General features: G+C 73.2%; 17 protein-coding genes. 5 read left to right on the top strand and 12 right to left on the bottom strand.

What is annotated here, in order from left to right:
- The first annotated feature begins 54 nt into the window (after window positions 1–54).
- Both AB2L27_RS00575 and AB2L27_RS00570 read left to right on the top strand, forming a co-directional pair.
- Window positions 55–519 carry a hypothetical protein gene (locus AB2L27_RS00575; protein ID WP_370439506.1) on the top strand — a complete coding sequence of 155 codons (465 nt, stop codon included), beginning with the start codon at window positions 55–57 and terminating at the stop codon, window positions 517–519.
- Window positions 516–1,118 carry a class I SAM-dependent DNA methyltransferase gene (locus AB2L27_RS00570; protein ID WP_370439505.1) on the top strand — a complete coding sequence of 201 codons (603 nt, stop codon included), beginning with the start codon at window positions 516–518 and terminating at the stop codon, window positions 1,116–1,118. The genes AB2L27_RS00575 and AB2L27_RS00570 overlap by 4 nt, the downstream gene beginning before the upstream one ends.
- A 6-nt stretch (window positions 1,119–1,124) precedes the next feature.
- On the opposite strand, the gene purU is transcribed toward AB2L27_RS00570, so the two are convergent.
- The 11 genes from purU to AB2L27_RS00515 all read right to left on the bottom strand — a co-directional run bounded on the left by purU (window position 1,125) and on the right by AB2L27_RS00515 (window position 14,317).
- Window positions 1,125–1,976, bottom strand: coding sequence for a formyltetrahydrofolate deformylase (gene purU, locus AB2L27_RS00565; RefSeq protein ID WP_370439504.1), 852 nt, complete (start codon window positions 1,974–1,976; stop codon window positions 1,125–1,127).
- A 9-nt stretch (window positions 1,977–1,985) separates the two neighbouring features.
- Window positions 1,986–3,359 (bottom strand): L-serine ammonia-lyase, encoded by a 1,374-nt coding sequence (locus AB2L27_RS00560; protein ID WP_370439503.1) that lies wholly within the window; start codon window positions 3,357–3,359, stop codon window positions 1,986–1,988.
- A gap of 5 nt (window positions 3,360–3,364) precedes the next feature.
- A complete protein-coding gene (locus tag AB2L27_RS00555) occupies window positions 3,365–5,845 on the bottom strand; it encodes a GcvT family protein (protein WP_370439502.1) in 2,481 nt (826 codons plus the stop codon).
- 72 nt (window positions 5,846–5,917) lie between these two features.
- A complete protein-coding gene (locus tag AB2L27_RS00550) occupies window positions 5,918–6,496 on the bottom strand; it encodes a sarcosine oxidase subunit gamma (protein ID WP_370439501.1) in 579 nt (192 codons plus the stop codon).
- A complete protein-coding gene (locus tag AB2L27_RS00545) occupies window positions 6,489–9,368 on the bottom strand; it encodes an FAD-dependent oxidoreductase (protein ID WP_370439500.1) in 2,880 nt (959 codons plus the stop codon). The genes AB2L27_RS00550 and AB2L27_RS00545 overlap by 8 nt, the downstream gene beginning before the upstream one ends.
- Window positions 9,365–9,643, bottom strand: coding sequence for a sarcosine oxidase subunit delta (locus AB2L27_RS00540; RefSeq protein ID WP_370439499.1), 279 nt, complete (start codon window positions 9,641–9,643; stop codon window positions 9,365–9,367). The genes AB2L27_RS00545 and AB2L27_RS00540 overlap by 4 nt, the downstream gene beginning before the upstream one ends.
- A gap of 14 nt (window positions 9,644–9,657) precedes the next feature.
- Complete coding sequence (locus AB2L27_RS00535) at window positions 9,658–10,863, bottom strand: sarcosine oxidase subunit beta family protein (protein ID WP_370439731.1); 1,206 nt, start codon at window positions 10,861–10,863, stop codon at window positions 9,658–9,660.
- Window positions 10,864–10,955: 92 nt separating this feature from the next.
- Window positions 10,956–12,296: a serine hydroxymethyltransferase gene (glyA, locus tag AB2L27_RS00530; RefSeq protein ID WP_370439730.1), complete on the bottom strand. Its 1,341-nt coding sequence runs from the start codon at window positions 12,294–12,296 to the stop codon at window positions 10,956–10,958.
- A gap of 135 nt (window positions 12,297–12,431) precedes the next feature.
- Window positions 12,432–13,100, bottom strand: coding sequence for a Pr6Pr family membrane protein (locus AB2L27_RS00525; RefSeq protein WP_370439498.1), 669 nt, complete (start codon window positions 13,098–13,100; stop codon window positions 12,432–12,434).
- A 15-nt stretch (window positions 13,101–13,115) separates the two neighbouring features.
- Window positions 13,116–13,820 (bottom strand): hypothetical protein, encoded by a 705-nt coding sequence (locus AB2L27_RS00520; RefSeq protein WP_370439497.1) that lies wholly within the window; start codon window positions 13,818–13,820, stop codon window positions 13,116–13,118.
- Window positions 13,817–14,317: an RNA polymerase sigma factor gene (locus AB2L27_RS00515; RefSeq protein WP_370439496.1), complete on the bottom strand. Its 501-nt coding sequence runs from the start codon at window positions 14,315–14,317 to the stop codon at window positions 13,817–13,819. Before AB2L27_RS00515 ends, AB2L27_RS00520 begins: the two co-directional genes overlap by 4 nt.
- 95 nt (window positions 14,318–14,412) lie before the next feature.
- Between AB2L27_RS00515 and AB2L27_RS00510 the strand changes: the two genes are divergently transcribed.
- Entirely contained in the window at window positions 14,413–14,976 is a 564-nt protein-coding gene (locus tag AB2L27_RS00510) for an isochorismatase family protein (protein WP_370439495.1), read from the top strand.
- Between the two features lie 6 nt (window positions 14,977–14,982).
- Here AB2L27_RS00510 and AB2L27_RS00505 read toward each other — a convergent pair whose 3' ends face one another.
- A complete protein-coding gene (locus AB2L27_RS00505) occupies window positions 14,983–15,720 on the bottom strand; it encodes a TetR/AcrR family transcriptional regulator (RefSeq protein WP_370439494.1) in 738 nt (245 codons plus the stop codon).
- A gap of 183 nt (window positions 15,721–15,903) precedes the next feature.
- On the opposite strand from AB2L27_RS00505, the gene AB2L27_RS00500 reads away from it, so the two are divergent.
- On the top strand, window positions 15,904–17,340 hold the full coding sequence (locus tag AB2L27_RS00500; protein WP_370439729.1) for an MFS transporter: 1,437 nt from the start codon (window positions 15,904–15,906) through the stop codon (window positions 17,338–17,340).
- Between the two features lie 143 nt (window positions 17,341–17,483).
- Window positions 17,484–19,256 carry a bifunctional metallophosphatase/5'-nucleotidase gene (locus AB2L27_RS00495; RefSeq protein ID WP_370439493.1) on the top strand — a complete coding sequence of 591 codons (1,773 nt, stop codon included), beginning with the start codon at window positions 17,484–17,486 and terminating at the stop codon, window positions 19,254–19,256.
- Window positions 19,257–19,416 lie beyond the last annotated feature (160 nt).

Genomic DNA, 19,416 nt, shown 5'->3' with positions numbered 1-19,416 from the left:
AGTCCACTGTGGACGGACCACGCTGATGGGACCGTCCACAAGGGAAGGTACGACATGGATGCGTACGCAGTGCTCCTGGCCACCCACATCGCCGCCGGGTGCACCGGTCTCCTCGTGGGGGCGCTCACCCTCGCGGTCCGCAAGCGCCGGGGCTGGCACACCCGGTGCGGCCTGGCCTACCAGGGGATCGTCGCGGTCATGAGGTCCTCCGCGGTCGCCCTGGCCCTCACCGCGCCCCGGGTCCTGTGGGGGCTGCTCGTCATCGCCGTCACCACCGAGACGGCCGCGCTCGCGGGGTGGGTCGTGGCCCGGCGTCGACGCCCGGGCTGGCTCCCGGTCCACATCTCCCTGACGGCGGGTTCGTACGTCTCCTTCGTCACGGCGGCGCTCGTCGTGAACTGGTCCAGCCCCCTGGCGTGGGTCGTCCCCACGCTCGTCGGCTCGCCCCTCATCGGGTGGGCCACCCGGCGCGCGGGGCGCGGTGACCCCCGGCGGGCCGTCGCTACCGTGCCGGGGTGAGTTCCGACCGCGTGCAGCAGGCCTACTCGACGATGGCCGACGTCTACCTCGAACGGCTCGCGACGATGGACGTCGTCCACCCCGACGACCGGCGGGTGATCCTGCGGCACCTGGCGGGTTCGGACGGACCGGTGCTGGACCTCGGGTGCGGGCCCGGCCACCTCACGGCGTTCCTGCACGCAGCGGGGTGCGAGGTGACGGGCGTCGACCTCGTCCCGGAGTTCATCGCCCACGCCCGCCGCACCCACCCGCAGGTGCCGTTCGTGCAGGGGTCCCTCACGGGACTGGACCGGCCCGCGGGGTCCGTGGCCGGCGTGCTGTGCTGGTACTCCCTCATCCACCAGGACCCGCAGGAGCTGGACGGGTCGCTGGCGGAGGTGCGACGGGTGCTCGCCCCCGGCGGCGCGTTCGTCCTCGGGTTCTTCGAGGGTCCGGTGCGCGAGGAGTTCGACCACCGGGTCACGACGGCGCACCGCTGGCCCGTGGACGAGTTGTCGGCGCGCCTGGCCGTCCACGGGTTCACCGAGGTCGAACGCCTCACCCGCGGGCAGGACGGCGAGCGGCGGCCGCACGGGGTGCTCGCGGCCGCCGCCGGGTGAGGGACCTCAGCGGAACACGACGGTGCTGTGCCCGTTGAGCAGCACCCGCTGCTGGCAGTGCCACTTCACCGCGCGGGACAGGGCCAGCGCCTCGGCGTCGCGGCCGACCGTCGCCAGGGCGGCGGGGTCGTGGGTGTGGTCGATGCGGATGACCTCCTGCTCGATGATCGGCCCCTCGTCGAGGTCCGGCGTCACGTAGTGGGCGGTCGCCCCGACCAGCTTGACCCCGCGGTCGAACGCCTGGTGGTAGGGCTTGGCCCCCTTGAACCCGGGCAGGAACGAGTGGTGGATGTTGATGGCGCGCGCCTTCAGCGCCCGGCAGGCGTCGTCGGACAGGACCTGCATGTAGCGGGCCAGGACGACGAGGTCGGCGTCGTGCTCGGCGACCAGTTCCAGCAGGCGGGCCTCCGCCTCGGGCTTGGTCGCCGCCGTCACGGGGACGTGGACGAATGGCAGCCCGGCCGCCTCGGCCATCGGGCGCAGGTCCTCGTGGTTGGAGACGACGGCGACGATGTCGCCGCCGAGGCTGCCCGAGCGCCACCGGAACAGCAGGTCGTTCAGGCAGTGCCCCATCTTGGAGACCATGACGAGGATGCGCGGCAGCCGGTCCCCGCCGAACTGGAACTCCATGTCGAACGAGGACGCCGTCGCGGCGAACTCCTGGGTCAGGCGCTCGGCGTCCAGGTCACCGGTGACGCTGCTGAACGCGGTGCGCGAGAAGAACCGGCCCGAGTGGGCGTCGTCGAACTGCTGGTGCTCGGTGATGTCGCACCCGTGCTGGTAGACGAAGGACGTCACGGCGTTGACGATGCCCGGCCGCTGCGGGCAGCTGAGGGTCAGGACGGCGTTGCTGGTCATGGCTGCTCCTCAGCACTCGACGATGTTCAGGGCGAGACCGCCGCGGGCGGTCTCCTTGTACTTGTCCTTCATGTCCGCGCCCGTCTCCCGCATGGTCTTGATGGCCTTGTCGAGGGTGACGTGGTGCCGGCCGTCGCCGCGGACGGCCATCCGGGCGGCGGTGATGGCCTTGACCGACCCGACGGCGTTGCGCTCGATGCAGGGGATCTGCACGAGCCCCCCGACGGGGTCGCAGGTCAGGCCGAGGTTGTGCTCGATCCCGATCTCGGCGGCGTTCTCCACCTGCTGCGGCGTGCCGCCGATGATCTCGGCCAGACCGGCCGCCGCCATGGAGCAGGCCGACCCGACCTCGCCCTGGCACCCCACCTCGGCGCCGGAGATGGAGGCGTTCTCCTTGAACAGGATGCCGATGGCGGCGGCCGTCAGCAGGAAGCGCACGACGGCGTCGTCGTCGAACCCGTCGAGGAACATCGCCCCGTAGTGCAGGACGGCCGGGACGATGCCGGCGGCCCCGTTCGTCGGGGCGGTGACGACCCGGCCCCCGGCGGCGTTCTCCTCGTTGACCGCCAGGGCGAACAGCGTGACCCACTCCATCGCGCGCAGCGGGTCCCGGTCGTCGGCCTCGGTCTCCAGGCGTTCCTTCAGGGCGGCCGCACGGCGCCGCACCTTCAACCCCCCGGGCAGCGTGCCCGTCGTCTTGCTGCCGTGGGCGACGCACTCCTGCATGACCGACCAGATGTGCAGGAGCCCGGAGCGCACCTCCTCCTCGGTCCGCCACGACAGCTCGTTGGCGAGCATGACGTCGCTGATCCGCAGACCGGTGCGCTCGGTGATCTCCAGCAACCCGTCCCCGGTGGTGAACGGGTAGGGCACCGGGGTCGCGTCCGGCACGAGGACGGGGCGCCCGGCCTCGTCCTCGTCGAGGACGAACCCCCCGCCCACCGAGTAGTACTCCCGACGCTCGACCTCCGCGCCCCCGGCGTCGCGGGCCACGAAGAGCATCCCGTTGGTGTGGAACTCCAACCGCTTGCGGCGGTGCAGGACGACGTCGTCGTCGACCGCGAACGCGATCTCGTGCTGCCCCCCGAGCCGCAGGCGGCCCGACGCGCGGGCCGCCTGCACCAGCGGGTCCGCCCCGACCGGGTCGACGAGGTGGGGTTGCTCCCCGGCCAGACCGAGCACGACGGCCTTGACGCTGCCGTGGCCGTGGCCGGTCGCCCCGAGGGACCCGAACAACTCGCACCGCACGCCGGCGACGCGGCCGAGGGTGCCCTCGGACCGCATCCGCTCGACGAACAGGTACGCCGCCTTCATGGGTCCCACGGTGTGCGAGCTCGACGGCCCGATGCCGACCTTGAACAGGTCGAAGACGCTGATGCTCACCGGCGTCAGCCGCGGATGCGGTGCATCTCGGGGTCGACGAGCGGTTCGGCCGTCACCGTCGCCGCGACCTTCGTCCCGAAGTACTCGATCTCCACGGCCGTCCCGACGGCCGTGGACGCGGCGGGCAGCCAGGCGTAGGCGATGGGCTTGCCGATCGTGTGACCGAAGGCGGCGCTCGTCACGTAGCCCTGGACCTCCCCGCCCACGGACACCGGCTCCGACCCCAGCACGACGCTGCGGCCGTCGTCGACGGTGAGGCAGGTCAGCTTGCGCTGCACGGTGTCCTCGCTGAGGCCCTCCAGGGCGGACCCGCCGGTGAAGGAGTCCAGCGGGGAGCGGACGGCGAACCCGAGGCCGGCCTCGTAGGGGTTGTGCTGCGTGGTCATGTCCGTGCCCCAGGAGCGGTAGCCCTTCTCCAGCCGCAGGCTGTTGAACGCGGCCCGCCCGGCCGGCACGACGCCGAACTCCCGGCCGGCCTCGAACAGGACGTCCCACAGCCGGGCCGCGACCTCGGCGCTGACGTAGATCTCCCAGCCGAGCTCCCCGACGTAGGACAGGCGCAGCGCGGTGACGGGGATGCCGCCGATCGTGGCCTGCTTGCCGCGGAAGTACTTCAGGCCCTCGTTGCTGAAGTCGTCGTCGGAGACCTTCTCCACGACCCGGCGCGCGTCCGGGCCCCACAGGCCGATGCAGGCGGTGCCGCCGGTGGTGTCGCGGACGTGGACGGCGCCGAACTCCTCGGCGTACCGGGCGGCCTGCTGCTCCAGGAACACGTCGTCCTGGTGGCCGTTGGCGCCGACCTGGAACACGTCGGCGGCCAGCCGGGCGACGGTCACGTCGCTGCGGACACCGCCGTTCTCGTCCAGGAACAGGGTGTAGGTGACCGACCCGACGGACTTGTCCATCTTGGCGGTGGTGAGCCGTTCCAGCAGCGCGACCGCACCGGGCCCGGAGACCTCCAGCCGCTTCAGCGGGGTCATGTCGTACATCGCCACCGCGGTGCGGGTCTTCCACGCCTCGACGGCCGCGACCGGGGAGTGGAACATCGCGGCCCACTCCTCGCGGGCCGGCGGCTGCCACTCGGCGGGCAGCTCCTCCAGCAGCGCGGCGTTCGCCTCGTACCAGTGCGGGCGCTCCCAGCCGCCGGACTCCAGGAACACCGCGCCGAGGTCGCGCTGGCGGGAGTGGAAGGGGCTGACCCGCACGTCGCGGGGGGAGGTGCGCGGCTGCAGCGGGTGCAGGACGTCGTAGATCTCCACGAAGTTCTGCTGGGAGGTCTCGCTGACGTAGCTCTCGGTGAGCTGGACCTCCTCGAAGCGGTGCACGTCGAGGGAGTGCAGGTCGTACTCGGAGAAACCGTCGACGAGGGTCTGGGCGAGCGCCTTGGCGACACCGGCGGAGTGGGTGACCCACACGGCCTCGGCGATGTGGAACCCGGCCACGTCGCGCGACTCCCCGACCAGGGACCCGCCGTCGGGGGTGAAGGAGAAGATCCCGTTGAACCCCTCCTCGACCTTGGTGCCGCGCAGCGCCGGGAGCAGGTCCTGGCTGTCCTCCCAGCTCGGGGCGAAGTCCTCCTCGGTGAAGGGCAGCATCGACGGCATCGCCGACGTGGTGATCTCGCCCTCGGGCAGCTCGTCCAGGCGCACGGGCATGGGGCGGTGGGCGTAGGACCCGATGCCGATGCGGTCGACGTGCTCGCGGTAGTACAGGTCCTTGTCCTGGTGGCGCAGGATCGGCAGCGAGGCCTCGGCCAGTTCGGAGTTGCGGCCGACGAGGTCGGCGACCTGACCGGTCTTGACGTACTGGTGGGCCAGCGGGAGCAGCGGGACCTTCATCCCCACGAGCTCACCGACCTCCGGCCCCCAGAACCCGGCGCAGCTCACGACGACGTCGGCCGGGACGGTGCCCTCGGCGGTGCGCACCCCGGTCACCTTGCCGTGGGCGTGCTCGACGGCCACGACGCGCTGCAGCCCGCGGAACTCCGCGCCCCGGCCGGTGGCCCGGCGGATGAGGGCGGTGACGGCGCGGTGGGCCTTGGCCAGCCCGTCGCTGCGCACGTGCAGACCGCCCAGGACCCGCTCGGGGTCCAGCAGCGGGTACAGGGCCAGGCACTCCTGCGGGTCCAGCAGCTCGGCGCCCTGGACGCCCCACGCCTTCGTCCAGCCGAGCTTGCGCTGCAGGTCGGTGAGGCGTTCGGGCGTCGTGGCGACCTCCAGGCCGCCCACCTGGTTGAAGCACCACTGCCCGTCGAGGTCGATGCTCTTGAGCTTGTCGACCGTGTACTGGGCCAGGTGGGTCATGGCCCGGGAGGAGTTCGTCTGGAACACCAGGCCGGGCGCGTGGGAGGTGGAACCACCCGCCAGCGGCAGCGGGCCCTGGTCCAGGACGGTCACCCGGGTCCAGCCGCGTTCGGTCAGCTCGTCGGCGAGGTTCGCACCGACGATGCCGGCGCCGATGATCACCACGCGAGGGGTCGTGCTCATGGGGGTCTCTCCCTCCGCCGGGCGGTTCCGGCTGGTCGGTCGGGGTCGTGCGGGCGGTGGTGGTGGGCCGGGTCAGGCGGGGGGCCGGAACTCCAGGGCCGCGTCGGCCAGCCAGGCCGCGAGGTACCCGGCGAAGGACGTGCGCACGAGGAGTTCGAAGTCGTCCCCGCCGCCCAGGGCCAGCAGGACGACACCGGCCTGGGCCAGGTTCGTCTGGGCGCTGGACCCGGCCGGGAACACCCGCGGGTCGACGTCGACCGAGGTGCCCGAGCGCAGCACCTCCTGGGCGTGCGGGCCGTGCAGGCGCAGCACGAGCCGCTGGGCGGACACGTCGGTGGCCGCACCCCCCACCGGGGCCAGCCGGGTGCGCAGGGTGTCCTCCAGGTCCCACGGCGCCGCGGTCTCGTCCAGGACGAGCCACTCGTCCGGGCCGAGCCAGACGACCTTGCCCGTGGCCGTGGCGGCCCAGGTGTTCGGGCGGGTGGGCAGGTCCGTCCCCAGCACGTCGGCGGCGGCCGCGGCCGCCTCGCCGCCGGCCGCGGCCCGCACGACGACCATCGCCACGAACGGGCGGGCCTCGACGTGACCGGCCGTGAGGTCGGTCAGCTGCTGCGGGTCGGCGAGGGGGTGGGTGCGGGTCAGCTCAGCCATCGCGGCGCGCTCCTTCGGGGTCGACGAGGACGGGACCGGTGATCTCGACGGCCACCAGGTCGTCCCCCACGGGGACGTGGACCGTCTCCCCGTGCCGGGACGCACCGCCCTTGAGCAGGGCCAGGGCGAAGGGCCGTTCGAGGAACGAGCTGCGGTAGCTGGACGTGACGTGCCCGAGCATCGCCACCGGCGGCGGGGGCAGTTCCCCGTCCTCGCGGAAGTCGATGATCTGCGACCCCTCCGGCAGGACGGTCTCGCGGTCCACCGGCAGCAGGCCGACGAGCTGCTTGCGGTCGGCCCGCTGGTTCTCGGGGCGGGCGAAGGACCGCTTGCCGACGAAGTCGGGCTTCTTCTTCGAGACCACCCAGGACATCCCGAGGTCCTGCGGGGTGACGGTGCCGTCGGTGTCCTGCCCGATGATCGGGTAGCCCTTCTCGGCGCGCAGGACGTGCATCGTCTCGGTGCCGTAGGGCGTGATGGCGAACCGTTCGCCGGCGGCGACCAGGCGCTCCCAGACGGCCGGGGCGTACCAGCCGCTGACGTGGACCTCCCAGGCCAGTTCACCGGAGAAGCTGATGCGGGCCAGCCGCACCGGCACGCCGTCGAGCTCGACGTCGCGCCACGTCATGAACTCGAACACCTCGGCGGAGGTGTCGATCCCGAACACCTCGGCGACGACGTCGCGCGAGCGCGGCCCCACGACGGGGAACGCCGCCCACTGCTCGGTGACCGAGGCCAGGTGCACGCGCAGCTCGGGCCACTCCGTCTGCAGCCACTCCTCCATCCAGTCCAGGACCTTCGCGGCCCCGCCGGTGGTGGTCATGACGAGGAACCGGTCGTCGGCGACCCGCAGGACGGTCCCGTCGTCCAGGACCATGCCGTCGGCGCTGCACATCACGCCGTAGCGGACCTTGCCGACCTTCAGCGAGCTCATGAGGTTGGTGTAGAGCCGGTCGAGGAACTCCCCGGCGTCCGGGCCCTGCACGTCGATCTTGCCCAGCGTCGAGCCGTCGAGGATGCCGACGCCGGTGCGGGCGGCGGCGCACTCGCGCAGGACGGCGGTCTCCATGTCCTCCCCCGCCAGCGGGTAGTACCGCGGGCGCTTCCACTGCCCGACGTCCTCGAACACCGCGCCGTGCAGGACGTGCCAGTCGTGCAGGACGGTGGTGCGGACGGGGTCGAACAACTGACCGCGGTCGCGGCCGGCCAGCGTGGCGAAGGACACCGGGGTGTACGGCGGGCGGAACGTCGTGGTGCCCACGGCCTCGGGGCCACGGCCCAGCAGCTGCCCCAGGATGCCGGTGGCGACGATCCCGGAGGTCTTGCCCTGGTCGTGCGCGGTGCCGATGGTCGTGTACCGCTTGACGTGCTCGGGCGAGCGCAGGCCCGCGCCGACGGCCCGCTCGATGTCGGCGACGGTGGCGTCGCGCTGGACGTCGACGAACTGGCGGGAGGAGTCGCCGTCGGGGTCGGGGACGAACCACAGCAGCGCCGGCGGCTGGACCGCGAACGCCTCGGCCGCGACCGGGAGGTCGTCCTCGGCGGCCACCTCCAGGTTCAGCTCGCCGAGCACGGCGCGCGTCTCCCGGCGGCCCTGCTCCAGGGCCCCGGCGAGGGTGAACTCCCCGGCGGCGGCCCCCACCACCGTCAGACCCGAGAGGTCCTCGGCCGGCAGGAACGCGCCGAGGCCGGCGTCGAAGCGCAGGCGGCCGCGGGCCTGGCTGAACAGGTGCACGGCGGGGTTCCAGCCGCCGCTGACCAGCAGCAGGTCGCAGTCGACCTCGGCGGCCTGCGACCCGTCGCGGCGGGCGACGACGGCCGCGCTGACGCGGTCGGTGCCGCGGGTCCCGGTGACCACCTGGCCGGTGCGCAGCGGGATGGAGCGCGCGGACAGCTCGGCGGCCCACTGCGCCGGGGCCTCCTGGCGGACGTCGACGACGGCGGCGACCTCGACCCCGGCGTCGGCGAGGTCGACGGCGGCGGCGTAGGCGGAGTCGTTGGTCGTGAACACGACGGCGCGCGTGCCCGGCAGGACCCCGTAGCGGTGCAGGAACGTGCGGGCCGCGCCGGCGAGCATCGTCCCGGGCCGGTCGTTGTCGGTGAAGACGACGGGGCGTTCGTGGGAGCCGGTGGCGACGACGACGTGCTCGGCACGGATGCGGTGGACGCGCTGGCGGGACAGGTGCTGGGGCGCCTGCGCGCCGAGGTGGTCGGTGCGCCGCTCCACGGCCAGGACGAACCCGTCGTCGTAGACGCCGAAGGCGGTGGTGCGCTGCAGGTGCGTGACGTCGGCGTAACCGGCGAGCTCGGCGGTGGCGCGGGCGACCCACTCGGTGGCCGGGGCCCCGTCCAGGCGGTCGGTGGTGCCCAGCAGGGACCCACCGGCCTCGGACTGCTCGTCGACGAGGGCGACGCGGGCACCGGAGCGGGCCGCGGTGAGCGCGGCCTGCAGCCCGGCGGGGCCGGCGCCGATGACCAGGACGTCGACGTGCAGGTGCCGGGTGTCGTAGCGGGCGGTGTCGGCGACCTCGGCCAGCCGGCCCTGCCCGGGGATGCCCTCCACGGCCAGGCCGTCGAACACCTCGACGGTGGTGGCGAGCAGCATCGGCTCGGGGAAGGGTTCCTCCACCTGCAGCAGCCCGCCCGGGTCCTCGGCCCAGGCGGCGCCGATGCCGCGGGGCCGGCCGAGCTTGATGCTGGTGCCGACCTGGTGGCGGCCGTTGGCCAGCAGCGCCGAGGCGACGGTGTCGCCGGGGTGCGCCGGCAGCGTCTGGCCGCCGACGCGGAACTCCAGCACCCGGCTGCGGTCGATGCGGCCGCCCTCGGCGGTGCGGAAGGGCGCGTGCCCCGTGGACGAGGTGTCGGTGCTCACCGGGCCACCGGTCCCTTCTCCTGCTCGGTGTAGACCTTCGTGAACTGGTAGGTGACGGTGTCGCGCTCGGCGTTGAACCACCGCCGGCACCCCGCCGCGTGCGACCAGCGCTCCTTGAACAGGCCCTTGGGGTTGTCCCGGAAGAACAGGTACTCGGCCCACTCGCGGTCGTCCAGCGAGGACGGGTCCTGCGGGTAGGCGACGTGCGCCTGCCCGCCGTAGTGGAACTCGATCTCCTCGCGCGGCCCGCACCACGGGCACTCGATCAACTGCACCTCGTCAACCCCTCTCAGTGCGCCACGGCGGCGGCGCCGTGCTCGTCGACCAGCCGGCCCGTCACGAACCTGTCCAGGGTGAACGGGGCGTTGTACTGGTGCGGTTCGTCGTGGGCGATGGTGTGGGCGAACGTCCACCCGACACCGGGGGTCGCCTTGAACCCGCCGGTGCCCCACCCGCAGTTCAGGTAGACGTTGTCGTACGGCGTCTTGGAGACGATGGGCGAGGCGTCCGGGGTGACGTCCACGATCCCGCCCCAGGTGCGCAGCAGGTGGGCGCGGGCGAAGACGGGGAACAGCTCCACGGCGGCGGCCATCTGGCGCTCGATGATGTGGAACGCCCCGCGCTGGCCGTACCCGTTGTAGGAGTCGACGCCGGCGCCCATGACGAGTTCGCCCTTGTGCGCCTGCGAGACGTACACGTGCACGGCGTTCGACATGACGATCGTCGGGTGCACCGGTTCGAGCAGCTCGGAGACCAGGGCCTGCAGCGGGTGGGACTGGATGGGCACGCGCAGCCCGAGCTTGTCGGTCAGCACCGACGTGGAACCGGCCGAGGCCAGGGCGACCTGGCCGCAGGCGATGTCGCCCTTCGTGGTGCGGACGCCGACGACGCGGTTGCCCTCGCGGATGAAGTCGGTGACCTCGCAGTCCTGGATGAGGTCGACCCCGGCCTCGGACGCGCGGCGGGCGAAACCCCACGCCACGTAGTCGTGCTTGGCGATCCCGGCCCGCGGCTGGTACGTCGCGCCCAGCACGGGGTAGCGGATGTCGGTGGAGGTGTTGACGATCGGGCAGATCTTGCGGACCTCGTCCGGTTCGACCCACTCGGCGTCGATCCCGTTGAGCCGGTTGGCCTCCACGCGCCGGACCGAGTCGCGCACGTCCTGCAGGGTGTGCGCCAGGTTCAGGACCCCGCGCTGGCTGAACAGGATCGGGTACCCGAGGTCCTCCTCCAGCCCCTCCCACAGCTTCAGGGAGTGCTCGTAGATCCCCGCCGACTCGTCCCACAGGTAGTTCGAGCGGATGAGGGTGGTGTTGCGGGCCATGTTCCCGCCGGCGAGCCAGCCCTTCTCCAGCACCGCGACGTTCGTGATGCCGTGGTTCTGCGCCAGGTAGTGCGCCGTGGCCAGACCGTGCCCACCGCCGCCGACGATGACGACGTCGTAGGACTTCTTCGGTTCCGGCGTGCGCCAGAGGAAGTCCGGGTGCTCGGGCAGGTCCGCGCCCGGGGTGCGGGGCGAGGCCGTCTCCGGGGCCGGGGTGTGGGGGACTGCGTCGTCGGGGTCGGTCGAGAACGCGTCGACGGTGGTCACCGGTTCGCCTCCTGTGCGGGGGTGGGAAGGGGGCCGGACAGGGTCGGGTAGAGCGGGTGGCGGGCGGCGGGCGCCGTGACGCGCTGGCGCAGCCCGATGAGGCCGAGGGTGTCGGTCTCCGGTCGCAGGGCGGTGGCGATGATCTCGGCCACCTCGGCGAAGTCCTCGTCGCCGAAACCGCGGGCGGCCAGGGCGGAGGTGCCGATGCGGACCCCGGAGCTGACCATCGGCGGGCGCGGGTCGAACGGGACGGCGTTGCGGTTGACGGTGATCCCGATCTCGTGCAGCCGGTCCTCGGCCTGCTGGCCGTCGAGGGTGGAGGCGCGCAGGTCGACCAGGACGAGGTGGACGTCGGTCCCGCCGCTGACGACGGCGACGCCGGCCTCGCGCGAGTCCGGGGCGGTGAGGCGGTCGGCGATGGCCGCCGCCCCGGCCAGCGTGCGGCGCTGGCGGTCGGCGAAGGCGGGTTCGGCGGCGAGCTTGAAGGCGACCGCCTTGCCGGCGATGACGTGCTCCAGGGGCCCGCCCTGCTGGCCGGGGAAGACCGAGGAGTTGAACTTCCTGGCCAGTTCGGCGGTGGCGAGGATGACACCGCCGCGGGGACCGCCGAGGGTCTTGTGCGTCGTGGAGGTCACGACGTGGGCGTGCGGCACCGGCGAGGGGTGCAGCCCGGCCGCCACGAGGCCGGCGAAGTGGGCCATGTCGACCATGAGGTAGGCGCCGACCTCGTCGGCGATCTCGCGGAACCGGGCGAAGTCGAGGTGGCGCGGGTAGGCCGACCAGCCGGCGATGATCAGCTTCGGGCGGTGCTCGCGGGCCAGGCGCTCGACCTCGTCCATGTCGACGCGGTGGTCGTCCTCGCGGACGTGGTAGGCGGCGACGTCGTAGAGCTTGCCGGAGAAGTTCAGCTTCATGCCGTGCGACAGGTGCCCGCCGTGGGCGAGGTCGAGCCCGAGGATCCGGTCGCCCGGGGTCAGCAGCGCGGCCATGACGGCGGCGTTGGCCTGGGCGCCGGAGTGCGGCTGGACGTTGGCGTACTCGGCGCCGAACAGCGCCTTGAGGCGGTCGATCGCGAGCTGCTCGATGACGTCGACGTTCTCGCAGCCGCCGTAGTAGCGGCGTCCGGGGTAGCCCTCGGCGTACTTGTTCGTCAGGACCGAGCCCTGGGCCTCCATGACGGCCAGCGGAGCGAAGTTCTCGCTGGCGATCATCTCCAGGGTCGACTGCTGCCGGTGCAGCTCCGCGGCGATGGCCGCCGCGACGTCGGGGTCGACGTCGGCGAGGCGACCGGACAGGACCGGGTCACCGGTCGGGGCCGAGGTCTGATCGAGCTCCAGAGTCACGCCAACCTCCACGTCTGCGTTCGGAACTGGTATATCAGTTTGCTGCACAGTAGGCCGGGGACTTCGGAGCGGTCAAGGGCCTGGCCCGGACGGGACGGGAACCGGTGCGCGGGGCCCCTCCCGCGGTGCTCAGGAACGCGGCGCCACGGCCCCCGGGCGCGGGCGCAGGCGGTGGTCCAGCACCCGGAACAGGCTCAGCAGCGCCACCGACAGCAGGACGACGAACCCGACGTTGCGCAGCGCGGTGCCGTACCCGAGAGCCCCGGCGTCCAGGAAGGGGTAGGGGTACCAGCCGGTCACGGACCCGCGGACGAGCGTGATGACCGTCCAGCCGACGGGCCAGGCGAACGCCCACGCGAACGTCCGGCCGTCGATGCGCGGCCGCGGCCCGAACAGCACCCAGCTCAGGACGGCCAGGACGGGTGAGACGTAGTGGAACCCGGCGTTGACCCACCACGCCAGGCCCGTCGGGTGGACGTAGGGGGCCAGGACGGCCCCGAAGACCAGCCCCGTCACCGTGATGCCCAGCAGGGCGTCGAGGCGGACCACCCGCCACAGGCGTCCGTCACGGGCCGGGTCCAGGACCAGCGAGACCGCCGCGAGCAGGACGAGGAGGTTGCTCTGGGAGGTGAAGTAGCTGAGGAAGCGGACGAACCGGGCCACGACGGGCACCGGCTCGGCCTGCCCGGAGTTCGCGTCGGCACCCCCGCCCAGGAGCAGGACGACCTGGGCGCAGAAGGCGGCGAGGACGACCAGCCCCAGCACGGCGTGGACGGCGCGGGAGGCGCGGTGGGTCACCGGGTCATCCTGCCCTCAGGACAGGCCGCCCTCGGCGACCACGGAGCCGGAGGCGTCGGTCGCCGTCCAGGTGACGTCGGCGAACTGGTCGCGTCCCACGAGCAACGTGGTCCACCAGTAGCCGCCGGACGTCAGTGCGACGGCGGACCGGCCCGGGGCGCTCACGACGACCCGGGTCGCGGTGGGCGGGAGGAACCCGAAGGCGGAGACCATCGTGTCGCCTGCCTCCGTGACCGTGGTCCCCCCCATCGCGGAGTTCCGCACGGGACCGGCGGCCGTCCCGTTCGGAGCGACGGGACCGTCCACGAGAGCTCCCCCCAGCCGCGAGCAGAAGTGAAGCCGGCCGTCCTGCAAGCGGTAGAGGACCGCCTCCACGGCATCGGTCCGCCCGCCGAACACGGGAGTGACGTCGTCGTCCTCCCCGACCGTACGGGCGCAGGTCTGGGCCACGGACGAGAGCGTCCCGGGTGCCACGAGGCGAGGCGCGGTCGGGTCGGGCGCCGCCGGCTCGACCCGGACGACCGGCCCAGCGGGCTGCCAGGTCACCGCGACGACGACAGCCGCCGCAGCGGCGAGTGCGGCGACGACGACACCGCGCACTCGGCGCTGCCGGGTTCGGCTGCGCACGAGGGCGACGTTGCGCGCCCAGTCGGCGTTCGTCGCCTCCTCCGGGGCGAGGGCGGCGGAGTCGAGACGTCGCTGCAGGTCGGCGGGGTTCACGAGCGCTCCTCGAGGACGGCGGCGAGGGCCCGCTGGGCCCGGGAGATGGCCGACGCGGCGGTGCCGACGGGGACGTCGAGGGCGTCGGCCACCTCGGCGACGGGCAGGTCGAGCCAGTAGCGCAGGACGAGGGCCTCCCGCTGGCGGGCCGGGAGGCGTCGGACCGCGACCAGCAGCTCGTCGACGCGGGCCGCGGCCACGACCGCGTCCTCGGCCGACGCCTCGGTCCGTGGCACGTCGCCGGGCGTACGACGGACGACGCGCAGGTGGCGCAGCCGGGAGTTCACGAGGTTCACCGTCGTCCGGCGCACGTGGGCGAGCGTCGCGGCGGGGTCACGCAGGCGGTTCCCGTGCTGGTGCAGGCGCACGAACGCCTCCTGCGCCACGTCCTCGGCGTCGTCGGCGCCGAGGAGCTGCGCGAGGCGGACCGTCGGGCGGAAGTGGCGGACGAACAGCGCGCGGTACGCGTCGTCCGCCGTCTCGGCGACCGGTGGCACGGCCGCTCCTGCTGTTCTCACACCCCTTGGACGCCCCACGCGGCGAAACCTTGCACACCTCCCCCGCGTCGGAGCCGGCCCCTAGGGTCTGCCGCATGACCACCCTCACCGACCGCCCCGGCTCGGCCCTGCTGGTGATCGACGTGCAGCGCGGCGTCATGGCCGCCAGCGTCGAGGCCGACCGCGTGGTCACGACCGTCGCCGGGCTGGTGGAGCGGGCCCGCGCGGCCGGCGTCCCGGTCGTGTGGGTGCAGCACTCCAGCGAGGAGCTGCCGCGGGGCAGCGATGCGTGGCGGTACGTGCCCGAGCTCGTCGCGGCCGAGGGCGAACCGGTGGTGCACAAGACGTACGGCGACTCCTTCGAGGACACCGACCTCGAGGACGTGCTCGCCGCGCGCGGCGTGGGCCGGCTCGTCGTCGCGGGCGCGCAGACCGACGCCTGCATCCGCTCGACCCTGCACGGCGGCTTCACGCGCGGTTACGACGTCACGCTCGTGACCGACGCGCACACGACCGAGGACCTGTCGGCGTGGGGCGCCCCGCCGCCGGAGCAGGTCGTCGCGCACACGAACCTGTGCTGGAGCTTCCAGCGCGCCCCGGGGCGGGTCGCGGAGGCCGTGACGAGCGACGAGGTCGACCTCGCGGGAACCCCCGGCTGAGACCGCTCAGCCGCGGGCCTGCAACCGCAGCCCGGCCAGCAGGAGGTCCAGGCCGGCGCGGAACTGCTCCCCGTCGTCGTGGGTCGCGAACTCCCCGAGGACGAAGTGGACGAAGGGGAACTCCCGTTCGTCCAGGGACCGCCACTGCTCGACGTGCCGCGCGAGGTCGCCGTCGCGGTCGAGGCCGTGCGCGGTCGACTGCCGGCCGAGGTCCGCGGCGGTCCCCACGACGAAGCCCAGGACCGCCGAGACGGCCTCGAAGCTCTGCCGGGGCGGCATCCCCAGGCGCATGACCTGCTGGCCGAGGCGCTCGTACAGGCGCATCCCGTTGGGCTGCTGCTCGGTGTTGCCGAGGAAGCGCGCCCCCAGCCAGGGACGGACGACGACGGCGTCGAAGAAGGCGACGGCGGTGGCCCGCACGTCGTCGAGGGGGTCCTCGGCCCCGGTGCGGCCCTCGGTGGCCGCCAGCACGGAGGCGATGACGTGGTCGCCGGCGAGGTCCAGGAGCTCGTCCTTGCTCGAGACGTACCAGTAGATGCTGCCGACCCCGCCGCCGAGGCGGGCCGCCAGCGCGCGGAAGGTCAGCGCCGACTCCCCCGCCTCGTCGAGCAGCGCGACGGCCTCGCCGACGACGGCCTCCAGGGAGTGCGAGGCGCGCTGACGGGTTCCACGGGCCGCACGGGCGCCGCCGGTGCGGCGCCCCTCCCCGGGTCGGCCTCGGGGGGTGGTCCGCGCATCCGCCATGCACCCATCCCACCACACCCTCGACAACCGACCGAACGTCGTTCTATATTACCGAACGTCGTTCGATACCGAACGGCCACCCCCGAGAGGAGAGACGCCGTGCACCCCACCCCGGAGACCACCCCGGAGACCACCCCGGAGACCACCCCGACGCCTGCGCCGACGCCCAGGGCCTACCCGTCGCTGCGCGCGGCGTGGATCCCGCTGCTCGCGCTGTGCCTGGCCTTCTTCGTCGAGATGGTCGACAACACGCTGCTGACCATCGCGCTGCCGACCATCGGCCGGGACCTCGGCAGCGGAACCACCGCGCTGCAGTGGGTCACCGGCGCCTACTCCCTCACCTTCGGCGGGCTGCTCCTGACCGCCGGCTCGGCCGCGGACCGGTTCGGCCGGCGGCGCGTCCTGATCCTCGGGCTGACCGTCTTCGGCGCGATGAGCCTGTTCGCCGCGGTCGTGACGACCCCCGGTGAGCTCATCGCCCTGCGCGCCGCCCTCGGCGTCGCCGCCGCGGCCATGGCGCCGATCACGAACTCCCTGGTGTTCCGCCTCTTCGAGGACGAGGCGCTGCGCATGCGCGCCATGACGGTGATGATCGTCGTGGGCATGAGCGGTTTCGTCCTCGGCCCGTTGCTGGGCGGCACCGCCCTGGCCCACGTCGGCTGGGAGTGGCTGCTCCTCGTCAACGCCCCCATCGCCCTGGTCGCCGTGATCGGCGTGCGCCTCGGCGTCCCCGCCGACCGCCGCGCCGACCTCACCGGCGACGCCCTGGACCTGCCCGGAGCGGCCCTGTCCACCGCCACGATCGGGTTCGCCTGCTACGCCCTGACCAGCGGCGTCGAGCACGGCTGGACCTCGCTCGCCACGATCGGCTCGGCCCTGGGTGCGGTGCTGGCGCTGGCCGGGTTCGTCCGCCGTGAGCGGACCGCCGCCCAGCCGATGCTGGACCTCGCCCTGTTCCGCGACGGGACCGTCCGCGGTGCCGCCGTGGCGCAGGTCGGCACCTCCATCGCCATGGCCGCGGTGATGTTCAGCCTCATCCTGCACTTCCAGTTCGCCTACGGCTGGAGCCCGGTGCGCGCCGGGCTGGCGAACCTGCCGCTGATCCTGACGATGATCGCCGCGACGCCGGTCTCGGAGGCGCTCGCCCGCCGCCTCGGTCACCGCACCGCCTGCCTCGTCGGCGCCGGGTTCCTGACCGCCGCCCTGGCCGGTCTCGCCGTCGGCGTGGACCACGGGTACCCCGTGATCGCCGTCTGCCTGGTCGTGCTGACCGTCGGCCTGCGGACGGTCATGACGATCTGCGCCGTCGCCCTCGTGAGCGCCGCCCCGGAGAACCGCACCTCGCTGGCGGCCTCGCTCAACGACACCGCGCAGGAGGTGGGGACCAGCGTCGGGACCGCGGTCGTCGGGACCCTCATCGCCGCCCTCGTCACCGCCACCCTGCCGGCGGGGACGTGGAGCTCCGACCTCGTCCAGTCGTTCTTCCACGGCGAGCGCATCGCGTTCACCGTGCTGGCCGTCGTCGTGGGGGTCGTCGCCGGGCTGGGGGCCACCTCCCTGACGAACTCCCGCAGCACGGAGGAACACCCCGCGGAGGGAGCCGTCGCCGCGACCACCTGACGGACGGGGAGTGGAAGCGTCACCTCCCGCTCACCGGGCGTTCACCTGCCGGCGGCGAGCGGCTGACAGCGGGCGGCATGATCCTCCACAGCGTCCTCACCGGGGGACGCCACCGGTCCCCACCTGCCCCAGGAGCCGTCGTGATGAAATCCCCCCTGCGTCGCCTCGCCCTGGCCGGCGTCGCGACGCTGGCCGCCGGCGCGCTGACCGCCGCCGCCCACCCCACCACCGACACCGGCCGCGGACGACCCGCCGGGCCACCGCCGGTGCAGGTGCAGCTGCTCGCGCTGAACGACTTCCACGGCAACCTCGAAACCCCGACCGGATCCAGCGGCCGCATCCAGACCGGTGTGAACGCCGACGGCACCGCGGTCACCGTCGACGCCGGCGGGGTGGAGCACCTGGCCACCCAGCTGCGCGACCTCGCCGCGCAGCAGAAGAAGCAGAACACCATCACCGTCGCCGCCGGTGACCTCATCGGCGCCTCCCCCCTGCTGTCGGCGGCCTTCCACGACGAACCGAGCATCGAGGCCCTCGGCCTGGCCGGTCTGGACTACGCCAGCGTCGGCAACCACGAGTTCGACGAGGGCGCCCAGGAACTGCTGCGCATCCAGAACGGCGGCTGCCACCCCGTCGACGGCTGCGCCGACGGCACCCCCTACGCCGGTGCGGACTTCCAGTACCTCTCCGCCAACGCCTTCGTCACCGACACCGGGCAGCCGCTGCTGCCCCCGTACGCGATCCACCAGGTGCAGGGCGTGGAGATCGGCTTCATCGGCATGACCCTGGAAGGCACCGGGGACATCGTCAGCCAGCAGGGCGTCGCCGGTCTCGGGTTCGCCGACGAGATCGCCACCGCCAACCGCTACGCCGGTGAGCTGCAGGCCCGGGGCGTGGAGTCCATCGTGGTCCTGCTGCACCAGGGCGGTCAGCAGACCGGCCCGGACGCCTGGGACGTCAACGGCTGCCACGGCCTGACCGGGCCGATCGTGGACATCGCCGAGGGCATGAGCGACGCCATCGACGTCGTCGTCAGCGGCCACACCCACCAGGCGTACAACTGCGAGATCGACGGCAAGCTCGTCACCAGCGCGAGCTCCTTCGGGCGGCTGGTCACGGACATCGACCTGTCCATCGACCGGCGCACCGGCGACGTCACCTCCGCGTCCGCCGAGAACGTCGTCGTCACCCGCGACGTGCCGGCGGACCCGGCGCAGACCGCGCTCATCGAGCGCTACCGCACCGCGCTGGGCCCCATCGCCACCGCCCAGGTCGGGACCGCCGCCCAGGACCTCACCCGGGCCCAGGAACAGCTGTTCCCCACCGGCACCTCCAGCACGGGTGCGCCGGTGTTCGCCCTCGGGGAGTCGACGCTGGGCAACGTGATCGCCGACGCGCAACTGGCCGCCACCGACGACGAGGCGGGCGCCGTGGCGGCGTTGATGAACCCCGGCGGGGTCCGGGCCGACCTCGGCGCGGGCCCGGTCACCTACGAGGACGCGTTCACCGTGCAGCCCTTCGCCAACAACCTCGTCACCCTCGACCTCACCGGCACGCAGGTGCAGTGCCTGCTCGAGCAGCAGTTCCAGGTGGGTCGGACCCTCTACCCCTCCGCGACCCTCACCTACACCGTGGACCCCGCCGGCACCACCGCCGCCACGGGGGCCGACCCCTGCACCGGCAGCCGCGTGGTCGACGACAGCGTCGCCATCGCCGGGCAGCCCATCACCGGCGCGGGCACCTACCGCATCACCGTCAACAACTTCCTCGCCGGCGGTGGTGACGGTTTCAGCGTGCTGACCGCCGCCACGAACGCGGTCACCGGGCCCATCGACCTCGACGCGTTCACCGCCCACCTCGGCGCCACCTCCCCCGTCGCCGCCCCGGCCCTGGACCGCATCAGCGTCCGGAACTGATCCCGCGGAGAGCGGCACGACCCCGCTGCCCCGGCACGACCCACCGGTCCGTGCCGGGGCAGTCCCGTACCCGCCCGGTCCTGGTCCCCGGTCAGGACCCTGTCCCGGCCACGCGGATGTCACACGAAGTTAACCGGCGCGGCCACCCGGACGGTGTCGA

This window comes from Kineococcus halophytocola (assembly GCF_041276425.1).
In the GTDB taxonomy this organism is placed as follows: Bacteria; Actinomycetota; Actinomycetes; order Actinomycetales; family Kineococcaceae; genus Kineococcus; species Kineococcus halophytocola.
Note: the sequence above shows the minus strand (reverse complement) of the source record. Positions and strands in the feature narration are given on the sequence as shown.